This is a genomic window from Pseudomonas sp. AU11447 (genome assembly GCF_001672555.2).
GTDB lineage: Bacteria > Pseudomonadota > Gammaproteobacteria > Pseudomonadales > Pseudomonadaceae > Pseudomonas > Pseudomonas nitroreducens.
Genome location: NZ_LZDG02000013.1, coordinates 68,282 through 85,404 on the forward strand (window position 1 = coordinate 68,282; position 17,123 = coordinate 85,404).

The window sequence follows — 17,123 nt, forward strand, 5'->3', positions numbered from 1 at the left end:
AGCATTCTTTATGGCTACCCCAATAATTATTGATTTTGGTTAATCCTCCCTCCCGCGCTAGGGTAAAAACACGCCGGAACCCGCTCCGGCCACGAATATCCACAAGAGAATCCAGCTGCCTGAACGGGGCTGCCGATTGGTCTTTACGCCGGGGTCCACAAGGCCCGGGCCGAGGGAAAGCCGCAGTGATCAAGAAAATCCTGATCGCCAACCGTGGGGAGATCGCTGTCCGGATCGTGCGCGCCTGCGCCGAGATGGGCATTCGTTCGGTGGCCGTCTATTCCGACGCCGACCGCCACGCCCTGCATGTGAAGCGTGCCGACGAAGCGCACAGCCTGGGCGCCGACCCGCTGGCGGGTTACCTCAACCCGCGTGCGCTGGTGAACCTGGCCGTGGAAACCGGTTGCGACGCCCTGCACCCCGGTTACGGCTTCCTCTCCGAGAACGCCGAACTGGCCGATATCTGCGCCGAGCGCGGGATCAAGTTCATCGGCCCGTCCGCGGAAGTCATCCGCCGCATGGGCGACAAGACCGAGGCGCGCCGCAGCATGATCGCCGCCGGCGTGCCCTGCACCCCCGGCACTGAAGGCAACGTCGCCGATCTGGCCGAAGCCTTGTCCGAAGCCGAGCGTATCGGTTACCCGGTGATGCTCAAGGCCACCTCCGGTGGCGGCGGCCGCGGTATCCGCCGCTGCAACAGCCGCGAAGAGCTGGAGCAGAATTTCCCCCGCGTGATCTCCGAGGCCACCAAGGCCTTCGGCAGCGCGGAAGTCTTCCTCGAGAAGTGCATCGTCAATCCCAAGCACATCGAGGCACAGATTCTCGCCGACTCCTTCGGCAACACCGTGCACCTGTTCGAGCGCGATTGCTCGATCCAGCGCCGCAACCAGAAGCTCATCGAGATCGCCCCCAGCCCGCAGCTGACCCCCGAGCAGCGCGCCTACATCGGCGACCTGTCCGTGCGCGCCGCCAAGGCCGTGGGCTACGAGAACGCCGGCACCGTGGAGTTCCTGCTCGCCGATGGCGAGGTGTACTTCATGGAGATGAACACCCGCGTGCAGGTGGAACACACCATCACCGAGGAAATCACCGGCATCGACATCGTCCGCGAGCAGATTCGCGTGGCGTCGGGCCTGCCGCTGTCCGTGAAGCAGGAAGACATCATTCACCGCGGCTTCGCGTTGCAGTTCCGCATCAACGCCGAAGACCCGAAGAACAACTTCCTGCCGTCCTTCGGCAAGATCACCCGCTACTACGCGCCCGGCGGCCCCGGCGTGCGCACCGACACGGCGATCTACACCGGCTACACCATCCCGCCGTACTACGACTCGATGTGCCTGAAGCTGGTGGTCTGGGCACTGACCTGGGAAGAGGCGCTGGACCGCGGCCTGCGTGCGCTGGACGACATGCGCGTGCAAGGCGTGAAGACCACTGCGGCCTACTACCAGGAAATCCTCAAGAACCCGGAATTCCGTAACGGCCAGTTCAATACCAGCTTCGTCGAAAGCCACCCGGAACTGACCCAGTACTCCATCAAACGCACCCCGTCGCACCTGGCCATCGCCATCGCTACCGCCATTGCCGCCCACGCTGGCCTGTGAGGATCACGTACATGACCGTTGCCAAGAAAGTCACCGTCACCGATACCATCCTGCGCGACGCCCACCAGTCGCTGCTGGCGACCCGGATGCGCACCGAGGACATGCTTCCCATCTGCGACAAGCTCGACAAGGTCGGCTACTGGTCGCTGGAAGTCTGGGGCGGCGCTACCTTCGACGCCTGCGTGCGCTTCCTCAAGGAAGACCCGTGGGAGCGCCTGCGCAAGCTCAAGGCCGCGCTGCCCAACACCCGCCTGCAGATGCTCCTGCGCGGGCAGAACCTGCTGGGCTACCGCCACTACAGCGATGACGTGGTCCGTGCCTTCGTTGCCAAGGCGGCGGTCAACGGCATCGACGTGTTCCGCATCTTCGACGCGATGAACGACGTGCGTAACCTGCGCGTCTCCATCGAAGCCGTGAAGGCCGCTGGCAAGCACGCCCAGGGCACCATTGCCTACACCACCAGCCCGGTGCACACCATCGATGCCTTCGTTGCCCAGGGCAAGGCCATGGCCGACATGGGCGTGGACTCCATCGCCATCAAGGACATGGCCGGCCTGCTGACTCCGTATGCCACCGGCCAACTGGTCAAGGCGCTGAAAGAGGCGCTGCCGCTGGACGTGGTGGTGCACTCCCACGACACCGCCGGTGTGGCCAGCATGTGCCAGCTCAAGGCTGTGGAAAACGGCGCCGACCGCATCGACACCGCGATCTCCAGCATGGCCTGGGGCACCAGCCACCCGGGCACCGAATCCATGGTCGCTGCCCTGCGCGACACCCCGTTCGATACCGGCCTGGACCTGGAGCTGATCCAGGAAATCGGCATGTACTTCCACGCCGTGCGCAAGAAGTACCACCAGTTCGAGAGCGAGTTCACCGGCGTGGATACCCGCGTGCAGGTCAACCAGGTACCGGGCGGGATGATTTCCAACCTGGCCAATCAGCTCAAGGAACAGGGCGCGCTGAACCGCATGCCCGAAGTACTCGCGGAAATCCCCCGCGTGCGCGAAGACCTCGGCTTCCCGCCCCTGGTCACCCCGACCTCGCAGATCGTCGGCACCCAGGCGTTCTTCAACGTGCTGGCCGGCGAGCGCTACAAGACCATCACCAACGAGGTGAAGCTCTACCTGCAGGGCCGTTACGGCAAGGCGCCGGGCAAGATCAACGAGCAACTGCGCCGCCAGGCCATCGGCAACGAGGAAGTCATCGACGTGCGCCCGGCCGACCTGATCAAGCCGGAGCTGAACAAGCTGCGCGAAGAGATCGGCAGCGTCGCCAAGTCCGAAGAGGACGTGCTCACCTACGCCATGTTCCCGGACATCGGCCGCAAGTTCCTCGAGGAGCGCGCGGCCGGCACCCTGAAGCCGGAAGAACTGCTGCCGATCCCCAACGGCAAGGGCGTCGCTGCGGCTGGCGGTGAAGGCGTGCCGACCGAATTCGTGGTCGACGTGCACGGCGAGAGCTACCGCGTGGACATCACCGGCGTCGGCGTGAAGACCGACGGCAAGCGCCACTTCTACCTGTCGGTGGATGGCATGCCCGAGGAAGTGGTGTTCGAGCCGCTCAACGAGTTTGTCGGCGGAGGTGGCAACAAGCGCAAGCACGCCAGCGAGCCGGGCCATGTCAGCACCACCATGCCGGGCAACATCGTCGATGTGCTGGTGAAGGAAGGCGACAGCGTGAAGGCCGGCCAGGCCGTGCTGATCACCGAAGCGATGAAGATGGAGACCGAAGTGCAGGCGGGCATCGCCGGCACCGTGAAGGCCATCCACGTAGCCAAGGGCGACCGGGTCAACCCCGGTGAGATCCTGGTTGAAATTGAAGGCTGACCAAGGACAGACGGGTCTTTAAGGTTCAGTCCCACGGGGGAGCACGATGCTCCCCCTTTTTTTGCCCGCAGGTTTTTCAGCCGACGGCGCGTTTGCTTGATCTGCGTCGGAAACTTCCTTCAGAAACCCATTAGCGTCGACGCTGGGAAAACTGACCAGGGTGCGGTGATGGGGAGAGTCGTTCTGTGGTGGGTGCTGCTGTGTGCGAGCGCCCAGGCATTGGCGCAGTCATCGGAAATGATGGATCGGCTTGCTGCCCTGGAGAAGGACCCGGCCAAGCGCGAGCAGGCCTATGCGGCCGCCGAGGAGCGCATCCTGCTGTGCAGCAAGTGCCACGGCAAGGACGGCAACAGCAAGCGCGATTACATCCCCAACCTGGCCGGGCAGAATCCGCAGTACCTGTTCGATGCCTTCGAGAAGTACGTCGATGGCCAGCGCACCGACTTCGTGATGAACCAGGCGGCCAAGCTGCTGACGCTCAACGAGCGGGTGAATATCGCTTACTACTTCAGCCAGCAGGCGGTCCTGCCTCGCACGGAAGCCGTGCCTGACGCGGCGGAGATCGAGCAGGGCGCCCAGCGCTTCGCCACGGTCTGCGTGACCTGCCATGGTGCCCAGGCGCTGGGCCATGATGGCTTCCCGCGTATTGCCGGGCAGCCCAGGCCTTACCTGACCCACGCGCTGCAGCGCTACCGTGACAAGGACCCGAGCCGGGCTGGCTCGCCGATGCTGGCGGTAGCCGGGCTACTCAGTGATGACGACATCAAGGCGCTGGCGGCTTACGTCAGCCAACTGCAGCCCTGAATCAACCAGCCGCCCTGCGGCGGCTGGCTGGAGTGTGCTCTAAAGGCCGATGAACCCTTACTGCTGCTTGTCTTCGGCCGGCTTGTTGGCGGTCTCGACTTGCGCTTGCGGTGCGGCCTGTTCGGCGGCTGGCTGCTCTGTCGAGGCGGCTTGTTCCTCGGTGGAGGTCGGTGCGGGCTGCTCTGCCGGCGCACGCTTGGCTTGCTGCTGGGTGGCGGCAGCGGGCACTGCGGTTTGCGAGGTCGGCTCGGGTTTCTTGTCGCAGGCGGCGAGGACGGTGCAGGCGGCGATCAGGATGCAAAGCTTTTTCATGGAGTGCTCACTCATCAAACGAAAGGCAAATGCCGGTCGGCTGACCGGGGGCGCAAGCTTTGCCGCGAGTGGCGGGTGAGACCATGTGCCTTGCTCCGAGAAAGATCAGGAAGTTTCCGAATCTCGCGTAACAGGGCGGGACGAAAAAGCCCGGCGGCTGCCGGGCTTTTCGTGACGTGATCCGGAAGATCAGAACGCCATCTGCCACTGGGCGATCAGCGCGTGGTTCTGCGCATTGCTGCCCATCTGCCCGCTGTAGCCGATGCCGACGGTATTGCGCGCGGACACGCCAAGGTCGAAGCCGACGTCCAGCAGCAGGCTGTTGCGGTCCAGCGCGGTGCCCTGGACGCTGAAGGCATCACCGCCGGCAATGAAGGACTGGCGGGTTTCGCTGTCGATGTCGCCGAAGGTGTGATGCCAGCCCAGGCCCAGGCGCGGGGTGAAGCTCATGCCGTTGCTCAGGGTGTCCAGGCGGGCGATGCGCAGGCCCAGGGTGCTGCTCAGGTTGTCCTGGTCCTGGGAGTCGACGTGCAACGCGGCGGCGCCGCCTTTCTCGTCGTACGAATCGCGCTCGTAGCGCTGGTAGTCCAGGCGCGCGTAAGGCTCGGCGCTCAGGCGGCCGCTGCCCATGGCGTAGCCGGTCTCGGCGAAGGCCTGCCAGCTGTCGGCGTCATAGTCACCTTTGGGGCGATCGCTGAAGCCGTCGAACTCGACCCGGCGTTTGCTCTCGCCGTCGTGGCTGCTGTAGGCCGCGCCCAGTCGCACGGCCAGCGGGCCGCTCTGGTGCAGTGCGTAGGCGCCCAGGTGCCAGCTGTCGATATCGCCGGAAACACCGCCGCTGCCATCCAGGTCAGTGTGCGAGTAGCCGCCCAGCACGCCCAGGCGCCAGTCCGGGGTCACCGCCCAGTCGGCACCGAGCAGGGTGCCGCCGGTGTTCTGTTGCAGGTCGCCACTCTTGTCGTGTTCGTCGAGCTTGCCGTGGCTGCCGATGCCTTGCACCCATAGGCGGCCGGCGGCGTTCGGGTCGTTCAGGTTGCGCGCTTCGCTGGGCACGCCGGTGGCGGCGAGCATCGGCGTATCGTTGCGCTCGGTGGCAGCCAGCAAGCTGTTGCTGCCCAGTTGGCGTACGGCGTTGAGCATGGCGCTGCCGACTTGCTGGCTGCCGGCGATGGTCGCGGCGGCGAGGCTGGCGTTGCTGGCGCCGGCCAACTGCTCCAGGGCAGCGCTGGCGTTGCCCGCATCGCTGGTGACCAGCGCGTTGTACAGCGCGCCGCCGTTCTGGCTTTGCAGCGCGGCGCCGGCATTGCGGCCGTTGCTGCTGCTGGCCAGGTCGCCGAACTGCACGTCGTTGCGGGTCAGTTGCAGATCGACGCTGTTGGTGCCGTAGCTGAGCGTCGGGGTGAGGAAGGCGAAGTTGCTCTTCACGTCGGCGAACTGCCCGCTGACGCCGCCGGTAGCGCTGATGACCTGCACACTGCTCTGCCACGGCCAGTTGCCGCTGCCGGCCTGCACAGCGAGGTGCGAGCCAGCGATGCTGGCGGTGCCGTCCACCTGCACGGTGGCGTGGGCGCCGCTGGGCTCCACGCCGAAGGACAGCGTCGAGCCGTTCTGCAGGCTGAGGTTGCCGGTGACGTGTGCAGCGCCCAGGGCCGGCGAGGCGATCAGGGTGCCGGCAACGGTCAGGCCGCCGACACTGCCGCTGCCCGAGTAGGTGGCGCCCTGGTCGACCTGCAGGGTGCCGAGGATGCTGCCGGTGTTGCTCAGGCTGGCGCCGCTGAAGACTTCGCCGCCTTCGCTGAAGTCGTTCACGCTGGAGAGGGCCCAACTGCCCTGTTTCACGTCCAGCCATTCGAAGTTGCTGCTGTTGCCGAAGCTGCCGCCGGCGGCGTCGTCGAGGGTGACGGTATCGCGGCCGCTGCCGCCGTCCACCAGGCCTTCGAAGCGGCTGCCGGAGAGCAGCACCAGGCTGTCGTTGCCGCCGCCCATTTCCAGAGCGATGCCGTTGCCGCCGTGGATCAGGCCGTCGTTGATCACGGTGTCGTCGAGGTCGCCCGAGAGCGTCACGCCCGAGGAGGATTCGCCGGAAATCGTGCCGTGGTTTTCCAGGGTGGTGGAGCTGAAGCCGCTGTTGCCGTTGCCGTCGTCGACCAGGATGCCGCGGTCGACGCTGCGGATGATGGCGCCGGCGTAGTTGATGATGGTGCCGCCGCCCATGGCGATGCCTTCGCTGCCGTTGGGCGAGCCGTCCTTCGAGCCGGCTGCGCCGAGGCCTTCGATGATGCCGTGGTTCTCGATGTGGCCGGTGTAGTCGATGTCCACGCCATCGCCGTCGCCATCCGGCACCAGGCCGTTGTAGGCGCCGCTGATGCGCCCGTAGTTGATCACGGTGCCGTCGCCGTCCGAGCCGAAGCCCGAGCCGTTGCGGCCGATGATCACGCCGTCCGCATAGTTGATCAGGGTGGCGCCCACATCGGTGGTGATGCCGTGGCGGCCGCCGCTGATCAGGCCGTGGTTTTCCACGTGGCCGCCCGCGGCACCCTGGAAGTCGATGCCGTCGTTCTTGGTGTCGGCGGTGACCATGTCGGAGCTGCTGATCTCGCCGTAGTTGGTGATGCTCGCGTTGCCGCCGGGGCGAATCGCGTCGTTGCCGTCGCTGTGGATGACCCCGCTGGCGCGGTTGATGATCGTGGTGGTGGCGGCGCTCTGCAGCTTGTCCAGGTCCAGCGCCTGGCCGGTGGCCGAGGTGATGCTGCCGGCGTTGTCGATCAGCAGGCTGCCGGCGCTGAACGGGTTGTTCATGCGGATGGCGTCGTCGTAGCCGACGATACGGCCGCCTTCGCGGTTGATGATCTGGTAGAAGCGCGTGGTGCCGTCGCTTCCGGAGGTGTCGACCACGCGGCCGGTGCTGGACTGCAACAGGCCGCTGTTGTCGATGACCACGCCGCTGCCGGTGGCTGCGCCCTTGAGGTCGAGGCTCTTGCCGCTGGTGACCAGGCTGCCGGTGCGGGTGACCGTCAGGGTGTCCTGGTTGGCCAGGGTGCGGCTGCTGGTCTGCGCGTCGCTGATGATGGGCGATACCGGAACGGCATGGGCGGTTTCGGCGGCCAGGCTCGCCAGAACGACGGCGATGCTCAGCGCGAGCGGGGAGGGCTTGTGCAGCATGGCAGGGCGTCCTTTTCTTATCGAAGTGGCCGCCTGTTATAGCGATGGATTCTTACGCTTTTGTAACGCTGCTGGCCTTGTGCCTTGCCTGCGTGCCCAGCGGGAAGACGAGAAACCTTATATACTCTGCGGTCTTTTTACCGTTTCCACTGTGAGAACCGCCGTGAGCCAGCTGCCGCCCTGCCCCAAATGCAACTCCGAATACACCTACGAAGACGGCGCCCAGCTGGTCTGCCCCGAGTGCGCCCATGAGTGGTCCGCCGATGCATCCGCCGAGGCCGACGGCGACGCCCGCGTGATCAAGGATTCGGTCGGCAACCTGCTGCAGGACGGCGACACCATCACCGTGATCAAGGACCTCAAGGTCAAGGGCTCGTCCCTGGTGGTGAAGGTCGGCACCAAGGTGAAGAACATTCGCCTGGTGGACGGCGACCACGACATCGACTGCAAGATCGACGGCATCGGCGCGATGAAGCTGAAGTCGGAGTTCGTGCGCAAGGTCTGAGCCTTCTGCGCAGCGATGAAAAAGCCCGGCCAAGTGCCGGGCTTTTTGTTGCCTGCCCCTTGCCGCGGGCGGCTTTCTGTAGGAGCGAGCTTGCTCGCGAACCGCCCAGCTTCGGTGCATGCCTGGAGCCCTGTTCGCGAGCAAGCTCGCTCCTACAGGCGACCCATGCCCCTCCGAAAATGGGTCTGAGGCACTTATTCCTTGTAGTAAACGATCTGGTTGCTGGTCGCCAGCAGCGCACCGGACTCGCTCCAGAGCTGGGCGCTCTGGTCGAAGAAGCCATTGCGGAATTCCTGGGCGCGGGCGTCGCCCAGCAGGTAGCCGGTGCCGACCTCGGCCAGTTGCGCAGCGTCGGTGTGGAAGTAGGTGGTGATCGACACGGTGCCGGCCGGTACCGGCGTGGCGCGGCGCAGCCAGACGCGTGGGTAGAAGATGTCGCTCAGCGCCGCCAGGGACAGGAAGTCCAGCGGGCGCGGTTGTGCATCGCGCAGCCAGAGCTGGCTGCGGCTGGTCTCGCCGCTGCCGTCCCATTTGGTCGGGAAGGCGCCGGAGACCGGGCGCATCTCGTACTGTCTGGGCCAGGCCACGCCCTTGGCGGCCGGACTCATCGGCTCGAAGTCGCTGGCGGGGGCAAGGTCAGGGAAGGGCAGGTCGGTCAGGCTCCAGGTCTCGCGGCGCAGCGCAGTGACCAGGGTAGCGGTGGTGGTGACCTGCTGTTCACCGGCGTCATCGGCCTGGGTCAGTTGCAGCAGCCAGTGCTGGGTGGAGCGGTTGGTGCGCACCGGAATGGCTTCGACCTGGAAGGCGCCGGCCACGACCGCCGCGGCGTAGTTCACCGTCAGCGACACCGGGCTGCCGAGCAGCTGCGGGTGACGCAGCGCGCCCTGCAGGAGGACCGCGGCGGTCACGCCGCCGAAGGGGCCGACCATGTTCCAGTAGTCCTGGCTGGTGTGGCCTTCGTAGAGGTTGGGTTGGCCGGCAACGGGTTGCAGGGCCACGGCGCGGTCGAACGGGTGCAAGGCGGTATCGGTCATGACTCTCTCGGCGCTTTTTGTTCTCGGGAGAGGCTCTATGTAGAGGAAAGCGCCGAGGCGGGTCAAGGATACCGAGCGGTCAGGGCGTGACCTCGAACCGCAATGTGCCGATGACTTGTCCGGCTTCGGTGAGCACCTGCACCTGCCACTTGCCGCTGGGGTCGCTGGGGAAGTTCTGCTTGTGCGTCCAGGCGCGGTAGCCGGCTTCGCGGCCGCCCTTGATGTCCAGGGCGATGCGGTCGACTTCCTGGCCGTCCTTGCGCCAGGCGTGATAGATGCGCTCGTTCAGCCCGCGCGGAGCGTTGATCGCAGTGTAGGCGTAAAGGCCCTGGCTCTTGATCTGCGCGACGCTGACCGTCTCCAGGCTGTCGCCTGGGGTGCGCTGGGCGTTGTCGAAGCTCTCGGTCACCGCCATCTCGGTCATCCACAGGGTCGAGGGTGGCACCCAGGCGCGGGCGAACCAACCCACCGCGCCGATGGACAGGGTCAGGCCGATGAGAGCGAACCAGCGCCACCATTTGTGGATCTTCACCGTCACCGCGAGGCTGGGGAACGACAGCAGCACGGCGATGCCCAGCGCCGCCTCGTAGCTCTGCGGGGTGCTCAGGTGGAGGATGATCGGCAGCGCGGTGAGCAGCACCGCGAACAGCGTCAGGGTGTGATAGCCGAGGAAGGTCCAGCGCCGCACCGACAGCCATTTGTAGTAGATCGGGTCGGTGATCGCGGCGAGCCCCGCCAGCGTCAGCACGCCGGTGAACAGCGCCTGGCCGCTGTTCCAGGTGGTGGTGACGAAGAAGAACGGCAGGCAGAAGAACAGGCTTTCCTGGTGGATCAACTGGGTCGCGTAGCGCAGCAGGCCGGGCGGTACTTCCCAGCCGAAGCGGCTCTTGAAGCGCTTGGTGAGCAGGTTCTCCAGCATCAGCCAGATCCAGCTGACCAGCATGACGATGGCCATGGCGCGGGCGAAACCGGCGCGGTGGCGGTCGACCATGACGAAGCTGAACACCCCGGAGCAGAAACCGAAGAGGGCGATCAGGCGCGGGTAACGCTGCAGCAGGCCGAGGACGAGGGTGATCAGGCGCTGCACGCGCTCTTTCCAGATGAGCATGGGGACGATGGGACAACGAAAACGAAAGGGGGCGAGATTGTAACGCCGGATGTCGGCGAGGGGCACGGGGAGTGACGGGAGGGGCGCGGTGCTCGGGCGTTTCCCTCACCCCAGCCCTGGCTGCGCGCCCCGCTCCTGAGGGAGAGGGAGCCGTCCGCAGCGTTGGGTCGTAACGGAGTCAGCCGGGGAGTGCCGAGCATTCAGAGCCTACCGAACAGTCCCCTCTCCCTCCGGGAGAGGGTTAGGGTGAGGGCAGGCCGCAGCGCCGAAGTCGGTTCGCGAGCAAGCTCGCTCCTACGAAGAGCGGGCTTCAATGCTTCCCGCTCAACTCCTCCCGCGCGAAGTCGACGAACAGCTGCGCCGGCTTGGTCAGCTGGGCGCGCTTGAGCCAGGCGGCGACCAGGCCGGAGGCGCTGACGTCCTCGGCGATGTTCACCATCACCACCTTCTTGCCGTCGTAGGTGCACTCCGAATGCGGGCGGGTGACCAGCACCGAGAAGCCGAAACCCTGGCCGACCATGCCGCGCACCATCTCGATGGAGGGCGAGCTGAAGGCGATGTGCGGGTTCAGCCCCAGTTCCTCGAAGATGCGCACGAAGTAGGTGCGGCTGGGTTGCACGTCCAGCAGGATCATCGGTTCCAGCACCAGGTCGCGCAGGGAGACCTTGTCCTGCTTGGCGAAGCGGTGGTTCTCCGGCAACAGCGCGTAGGGACGCTGGGCGGGCATCAACGGGTCGGTGGAGATGGTGGCGTCGAGGTCGTGTTCGTAGAGCAGTGCCAGGTCGAAGCGGCCGGCGGTGAGGCCCTGCACCAGTTCCTGCTGCTCGCCGTCGCTGATGCGGATTTCCACGCCCGGATAGCGCTCGCGGAAGCCCGAGATCAGGCGCGGCAGGTAGAGCGGGGCGACCGTCTCGAAGCAGCCGATGTCGATCTGCCCAGCGACCACGTCGTTGTCCGCCAGGGCGTTCTGCTCGAACTCGTGGGCCATGCGCAGCAGTTCCTGCGCCTTGCGGTAGAAGCGCGCGCCGCTGGGGGTGAGCGACACGCCCTGGGCGTGGTGGCGGATGAACAGCTGCACGCCGAAGCTCTCTTCCAGCCCCTTGATCGCCGTGGAAATGGACGGTTGCGCGATGTACAGCTTGCGCGAGGCTTCAGCCACGCTGCCGCACTCCACGGTGGTCACGAAATACTTCAGTTGCCGCAAGGTATAGGAAGCCACTGCACGCCTCGTTGATGCTTTTTTATACAAGATACCGCGTTGAGCCGGCCGGCGGGGGCGGCCCGTGGCGAAGATTTTCCTCGCCGGGGACCACATTTTTCATGGCCTTGGCCGCCTGCTGCGTCCCTCCGGGCGCGGGCATACTCCGCCCAAACCCGAAATGCACCCTGCAAATCCCATACACGCGGACTGGAGTAAAGCCCATGCGCATGGCCCTGTGGCAGACCTGCGGACTTCCCGGCGACGTCGCCGGCAACCTTGACCAACTCGAGCGCCAGGCGAGCGCGGCCGCCGCCACCGGCGCGCAGCTGCTGCTCTGCCCGGAGCTGTGGCTGGGCGGCTACAACGTCCCGCAGCGGATGAACGAGCTGGCCGAAGCGGCGGACGGGCCATCCGCCCGGCGTATCGGCGAGCTGGCGCAGCGCTTCGGGCTGGCCATCGCCTACGGCTACGCCGAACGCCACCCGCAGGGCGGCAAGCCGTACAACTCGGTGCAGGTGATCGGCCCCTCCGGCAAGGCCATCGGGCACTACCGCAAGGCGCACCTGTTCGGTGCCATGGAGCGCGAAGTGTTCAGCGCTGGCGATGTGCTGGAAGCCCCGTTCGACTACGCCGGCTGGCGCATCGGCCTGCTGATCTGCTTCGACGTGGAGTACCCCGAGGCGGTGCGCACCCACGCACTGAACGGCGCCGGGCTGATCCTCATCCCCACCGCGCTGACACCGGAGTACGGCGCGGTTCCGGGCGTGATCGTCCCGGCGCGGGCGGTGGAGAACCAGTTGTTCGTCGCCTACTGCAACCACTGCGGCGTGGAGGACGGGCTGGCCTTTCTCGGCGGCTCCTGCATCGTCGCGCCGGACGGCGAGCGCCTGGCTGCCGCCGGGCCCGCGGAGAGTCTGCTGATCGTCGACCTGGACGCGCAGCAGCGTGCCCGCCAGGCCGGCACTTTCCCCTACCTGCCGTGCCGCCGCCCCGAGCTGTACGGTGCGCTGACCCGCTGAATACGGGCCCTGCAGCGGTGCGCAGGCGCGCACTGCGATGGCGCGCCGTGCTCCGGGCTGGTGCGAGGCTGCCCAGCTTTTTCATATACCCCGAAGACAAATTTAATAATTTTCCTTGGCAAGGCCTTGGGCGACCATCCAATCCACATTCCAACAACAACGATCCTCTACGGAGTGCCCTGGTGTACGAGCTCAACGATTGGCGGCAGCGTGCTGCCCGGCAGACCTTCATCGACAGCGCGCTGATCGGCGGCCGCCGCGTGGCTGCGCAGGACGGCGCGACCTTCGCGTCCATCGACCCGGCGACCAATCGCCTGCTGGCCAATGTCGCCGCCTGTGGCGCGGCCGAGATCGACGCCGCCGTGCGGGTTGCCCGCCAGGCCTTCGAGACCGGCCCCTGGGCGCGCATGGCGCCGCGTGAGCGCAAGGCCGTGCTGCAGAAGCTCGCCGAGCTGATGATGGCCCACCGCGACGAACTGGCCCTGCTCGACACCCTGAACATGGGCAAGCCGGTGATGGACGCCTGGAACATCGACGTGCCCGGCGCCGCTGGCGTGTTCTCCTGGTACGCCGAAAGCCTCGACAAGCTCTACGACCAGGTCGCCCCGACCGCGCAGAATGCCCTGGCCACCATCACTCGCACGCCGCTGGGCGTGATCGGCGCCGTGGTGCCGTGGAACTTCCCTCTCGATATGGCCGCCTGGAAGCTGGCGCCCGCGTTGGCCGCAGGCAACTCCGTGGTGCTCAAACCCGCCGAGCAGTCGCCGTTCTCCGCACTGCGCCTGGCCGAGCTGGCGCTCGAAGCCGGCATCCCCGAAGGCGTGCTGAACGTCGTGCCGGGCCTGGGCGAAACCGCCGGCAAGGCGCTGGGCCTGCACCCGGACGTGGACGCCCTGGTGTTCACCGGCTCGACCCAGGTCGGCAAGTACTTCATGCAGTATTCCGCGCAGTCCAACCTCAAGCAGGTCTGGCTGGAGTGCGGCGGCAAGAGCCCGAACCTGGTGTTCGCCGACTGCCGCGACCTCGACCTCGCCGCTGAAAAAGCCGCCTTCGGCATCTTCTTCAACCAGGGCGAAGTCTGCTCGGCCAACTCGCGCCTGCTGGTCGAGCGCTCGATCCACGACGAGTTCGTCGAACGCCTGATCGCCAAGGCCCGCGACTGGACCCCGGGCGACCCGCTGGACCCGGCCAGCCGCGCCGGCGCCATCGTCGACAACAAGCAGACCGCCGGCATCATGGCCTGCATCGACCGCGCCCAGAGCGATGGCGCGCAGCTCGCCTGCGGTGGCCGCCAGCTGAGCTTCAACGGCTCGGACAACTTCATCGCACCGACCATCTTCACCGGCGTGCGCCCGGAACAGTCCCTGGCCCGCGACGAAGTGTTCGGCCCGGTGCTTGCAGTCATCCCCTTCGACAGCGAAGAGGAAGCCGTGCGTATGGCCAACGACAGCATCTACGGCCTCGCCGCCTCCCTGTGGAGCGACGACCTGCACCGCGCCCACCGCGTAGCCCGCAAGCTGAACGCCGGCACCGTGTCGGTGAACACCGTGGACGCGCTGGACCCGGCGATTCCCTTCGGTGGCGGCAAGCAGTCCGGTTTTGGCCGCGACCTCTCGCTGCACTCGTTCGACAAGTACACCCAGTTGAAAACCACCTGGTTCCAGCTGCGCGACTGAAGACAACACAGGCCGCCGGGGGTCGACCCCGGCGCTTGAGCAACACCCCGATTGCTAACCGAACCGTTCGAGACGGCCGGTGAGACTGCCCAGGTAAGTCCGTCGCCCTCGATCCCCTGAAGACCCCTCAGGCCGGCTGCCGGAGCACCGCCGAGGGATAGAGGAGAAAGTCGATGACCGACAACACCCGCGCCCCGCGCGACACCCGTGAATACCAGAAAGCGGATGCGGCGCACCACATCCATGCCTTCCTCGACCAGAAGGCGCTGAACGCCGAAGGCCCGCGCGTGATGGTGCGTGGCGAAGGCCTGCATCTGTGGGACAACGACGGCAACAAGTACATCGACGGCATGTCCGGCCTGTGGTGCACCAACCTGGGCTACGGCCGCAAGGACCTGACCGCCGCCGCCACCGCCCAGCTGGACGAGCTGCCGTACTACAACATGTTCTTCCACACCACCCACCCGGCGGTGATCGAACTCTCCGAGACGCTCTTCAGCCTGCTGCCCGACCACTACAGCCACGCGATCTACACCAACTCCGGCTCCGAGGCCAACGAGGTGCTGATCCGTACCGTGCGCCGCTTCTGGCAGATCGAAGGCAAGCCGCAGAAGAAGATCATGATCGGCCGCTGGAACGGCTACCACGGCTCGACCCTGGCGGCCACCGCGCTGGGCGGCATGAAGTTCATGCACGAAATGGGCGGCCTGATCCCGGACATCGCGCACATCGACGAACCCTACTTCTTCGCTGCCGGCGGTGACCTGACCCCGGCCGAGTTCGGCCGTCGCTGCGCGCTGCAACTGGAAGAGAAGATCCTCGAACTGGGTGCCGACAACGTCGCCGGCTTCATCGCCGAGCCGTTCCAGGGCGCCGGCGGCATGATCTTCCCGCCGGAAAGCTACTGGCCGGAAATCCAGCGCATCTGCCGTCAGTACGACGTGCTGCTGTGCGCCGACGAAGTGATCGGCGGCTTCGGCCGTACCGGCGAGTGGTTCGCCCACCAGCACTTCGGCTTCCAGCCCGACACCCTGTCCATCGCCAAGGGCCTGACCTCCGGCTACATCCCCATGGGCGGCCTGGTGCTGAGCAAGCGCATCGCCCAGGCGCTGGTGGAAGAGGGCGGCGTGTTCGCCCACGGCCTGACCTACTCCGGCCACCCGGTGGCGGCAGCGGTGGCGGTTGCCAACCTGCGCGCGCTGCGTGACGAGGGCTGGGTGACTGCGGTGAAGAACGACACCGGCCCGTACCTGCAGCAGTGCCTGCGCGAAGTCTTCGGCAACCACCCGCTGGTGGGCGACATCCAGGGCACCGGCTTTGTCGCCGCGCTGCAGTTCGTCGAGGACAAGGCTACCCGCAAGCGCTTCGACAACGAGAACGACATCGCCTGGCGCTGCCGCACCATCGGCTTCGAGGAAGGCGTGATCATCCGTTCCACCCTCGGCCGCATGATCATGGCCCCGGCGCTGGTCGCCGGCCGTGCCGAGATCGACGAGCTGGTCGACAAGACCCGCCGCGCGGTGGATCGCACGGCCCAGGAAATCGGCGTGCTGTAAGCCGCTTTCCCTGTAGGAGCGAGCTTGCTCGCGAACAGAGCCCGCAGCGGGGCTGGTTCGCGAGCAAGCTCGCTCCTACAAAAAAGAACACCAACAACAACGCCGCGAGCGCAAAGACGCCCGCGCGATGGAACCCTTTTGCCCGGCTTCTGGCCGGGGGTACTGCCCAGCAACACAACAACGCCAATCCGGCTGTGGGAGTCGTTCCATGAAAGTGTCCTTGCTCACGCGCATCTCCATCACCTGTGCCCTCGCCGCTGCTGTCGGCAGCGTCAATGCCCAAGCTTCAACAGGGCCCCAAAGCATCACCGTCATCTCCTTCGGCGGCGCCACCAAGGCGGCCCAGGAGCAGGCCTACTTCAAGCCCTTCGAGGCCAGTGGCGCCGGCAAGATCGTTGCCGGCGAATACAACGGCGAGATGGCCAAGGTGAAGGCCATGGTCGATGTCGGCAAAGTCACCTGGGACGTGGTCGAGGTGGAAAGCCCCGAGCTGCTGCGCGGCTGCGAGGAAGGCCTGTTCGAGCGCATCGACCCGGCGGCCATCGGCGACGAGAAGAACTTCGTCCCCGGCACCCTCAGCGAGTGCGGCGTGGCCACCTACGTCTGGTCCATGGTCATGGCCTACAACGGCGCGAAGGTCGCCAAGGCCCCGCAGTCCTGGGCCGACTTCTGGAACACCGCCGAATATCCAGGCAAGCGCGGCCTGCGCAAGGGCGCCAAGTACACCCTGGAAATCGCCCTGCTGGCCGACGGCGTGAAGCAGGAAGATATCTACAAGGTGCTCGGCACGAAGGAAGGCGTTGATCGAGCCTTCGCCAAGCTCGACCAGCTCAAGGGCAACATCCAGTGGTGGGAAGCCGGCGCGCAACCGCCGCAGTGGCTGGCCGCCGGCGACGTGGTGATGAGCGCCGCCTACAACGGCCGCATCGCCGCCGCGCAGAAGGAAGGCGTGAAGCTCGGCATCGTCTGGCCGGGCAGCCTGTACGACCCGGAATACTGGGCCGTGGTGAAAGGCACGCCGAACAAGGCGCTGGCCGAGAAGTTCATCGCCTTCGCCAGTCAGCCCCAGACCCAGAAGACCTTCTCCGAGAACATCCCCTACGGCCCCGTGCACAAAGGCACCCTCGACCTGCTGCCGGCGGACGTGCGCGACGCGCTGCCCACCGCGCCGGCCAACCTCGAAGGCGCCCGCTCGGTGGACGCGGCCTTCTGGGTCGACCACGGCGAAGAGCTGGAACAGCGCTTCAACGCCTGGGCTGCTCGCTGATTTCCCTTTCCTGATCCGCGCCCGGCGCTTGCGCCGGGCCTGCCTTGCCAAC

The 17,123-nt window shown here is 66.3% G+C and carries 13 protein-coding genes and 1 pseudogene; 9 read left to right on the top strand and 5 right to left on the bottom strand.

Annotated elements, in window-relative coordinates; all coding sequences use genetic code 11:
* Positions 1-185: 185 nt before the first annotated feature.
* The 3 genes from A6723_RS00380 (at position 186) to A6723_RS00390 (ending at position 4,231) form a co-directional block, all read left to right on the top strand.
* On the top strand, positions 186-1,601 hold the full coding sequence (locus A6723_RS00380; RefSeq protein WP_024766119.1) for an acetyl-CoA carboxylase biotin carboxylase subunit: 1,416 nt from the start codon (positions 186-188) through the stop codon (positions 1,599-1,601).
* Positions 1,602-1,612: 11 nt separating this feature from the next.
* The gene (gene oadA, locus A6723_RS00385; RefSeq protein ID WP_054909660.1) at positions 1,613-3,427 is read left to right on the top strand and encodes a sodium-extruding oxaloacetate decarboxylase subunit alpha; all 1,815 of its coding nucleotides are present in this window, start codon (positions 1,613-1,615) and stop codon (positions 3,425-3,427) included.
* 168 nt (positions 3,428-3,595) lie between these two features.
* On the top strand, positions 3,596-4,231 hold the full coding sequence (locus A6723_RS00390) for a c-type cytochrome (RefSeq protein ID WP_054909659.1): 636 nt from the start codon (positions 3,596-3,598) through the stop codon (positions 4,229-4,231).
* A 57-nt stretch (positions 4,232-4,288) separates the two neighbouring features.
* Here the strand turns inward: A6723_RS00390 and A6723_RS00395 are convergent, their stop codons facing one another.
* On the bottom strand, positions 4,289-4,543 hold the full coding sequence (locus A6723_RS00395) for a hypothetical protein (protein ID WP_054909658.1): 255 nt from the start codon (positions 4,541-4,543) through the stop codon (positions 4,289-4,291).
* Positions 4,544-4,732: 189 nt separating this feature from the next.
* Entirely contained in the window at positions 4,733-7,705 is a 2,973-nt protein-coding gene (locus A6723_RS00400) for an autotransporter domain-containing protein (protein WP_054909657.1), read from the bottom strand.
* Positions 7,706-7,868: 163 nt separating this feature from the next.
* Here A6723_RS00400 and A6723_RS00405 point away from each other — a divergent pair, with 163 nt between their 5' ends.
* Positions 7,869-8,210, top strand: coding sequence for a zinc ribbon domain-containing protein YjdM (locus A6723_RS00405; RefSeq protein ID WP_054909656.1), 342 nt, complete (start codon positions 7,869-7,871; stop codon positions 8,208-8,210).
* 194 nt (positions 8,211-8,404) lie between these two features.
* Here the strand turns inward: A6723_RS00405 and A6723_RS00410 are convergent, their stop codons facing one another.
* From A6723_RS00410 to A6723_RS00420, 3 genes are all read right to left on the bottom strand, one after another.
* Entirely contained in the window at positions 8,405-9,244 is an 840-nt protein-coding gene (locus A6723_RS00410) for an acyl-CoA thioesterase II (protein WP_054909655.1), read from the bottom strand.
* A gap of 79 nt (positions 9,245-9,323) precedes the next feature.
* Positions 9,324-10,352, bottom strand: a complete 1,029-nt coding sequence (locus A6723_RS00415; RefSeq protein WP_054909654.1) for a DUF5924 family protein — start codon at positions 10,350-10,352, stop codon at positions 9,324-9,326.
* A 310-nt stretch (positions 10,353-10,662) separates the two neighbouring features.
* Positions 10,663-11,571: a LysR substrate-binding domain-containing protein gene (locus A6723_RS00420; RefSeq protein ID WP_024766981.1), complete on the bottom strand. Its 909-nt coding sequence runs from the start codon at positions 11,569-11,571 to the stop codon at positions 10,663-10,665.
* 203 nt (positions 11,572-11,774) lie between these two features.
* On the opposite strand from A6723_RS00420, the gene A6723_RS00425 reads away from it, so the two are divergent.
* From A6723_RS00425 to A6723_RS00440, 5 genes and pseudogenes are all read left to right on the top strand, one after another.
* Positions 11,775-12,572 (top strand): carbon-nitrogen hydrolase family protein, encoded by a 798-nt coding sequence (locus A6723_RS00425; protein ID WP_054909653.1) that lies wholly within the window; start codon positions 11,775-11,777, stop codon positions 12,570-12,572.
* Positions 12,573-12,754: 182 nt separating this feature from the next.
* Positions 12,755-14,248 carry an aldehyde dehydrogenase gene (locus tag A6723_RS00430; RefSeq protein ID WP_054909652.1) on the top strand — a complete coding sequence of 498 codons (1,494 nt, stop codon included), beginning with the start codon at positions 12,755-12,757 and terminating at the stop codon, positions 14,246-14,248.
* A 60-nt stretch (positions 14,249-14,308) separates the two neighbouring features.
* Positions 14,309-14,409, top strand: a pseudogene (locus A6723_RS32600) (hypothetical protein); the annotation flags it as partial.
* A gap of 12 nt (positions 14,410-14,421) precedes the next feature.
* Positions 14,422-15,804 (top strand): aspartate aminotransferase family protein, encoded by a 1,383-nt coding sequence (locus A6723_RS00435; protein ID WP_037013498.1) that lies wholly within the window; start codon positions 14,422-14,424, stop codon positions 15,802-15,804.
* A gap of 208 nt (positions 15,805-16,012) precedes the next feature.
* On the top strand, positions 16,013-17,071 hold the full coding sequence (locus tag A6723_RS00440) for an ABC transporter substrate-binding protein (protein ID WP_054909651.1): 1,059 nt from the start codon (positions 16,013-16,015) through the stop codon (positions 17,069-17,071).
* Positions 17,072-17,123: the final 52 nt, after the last annotated feature.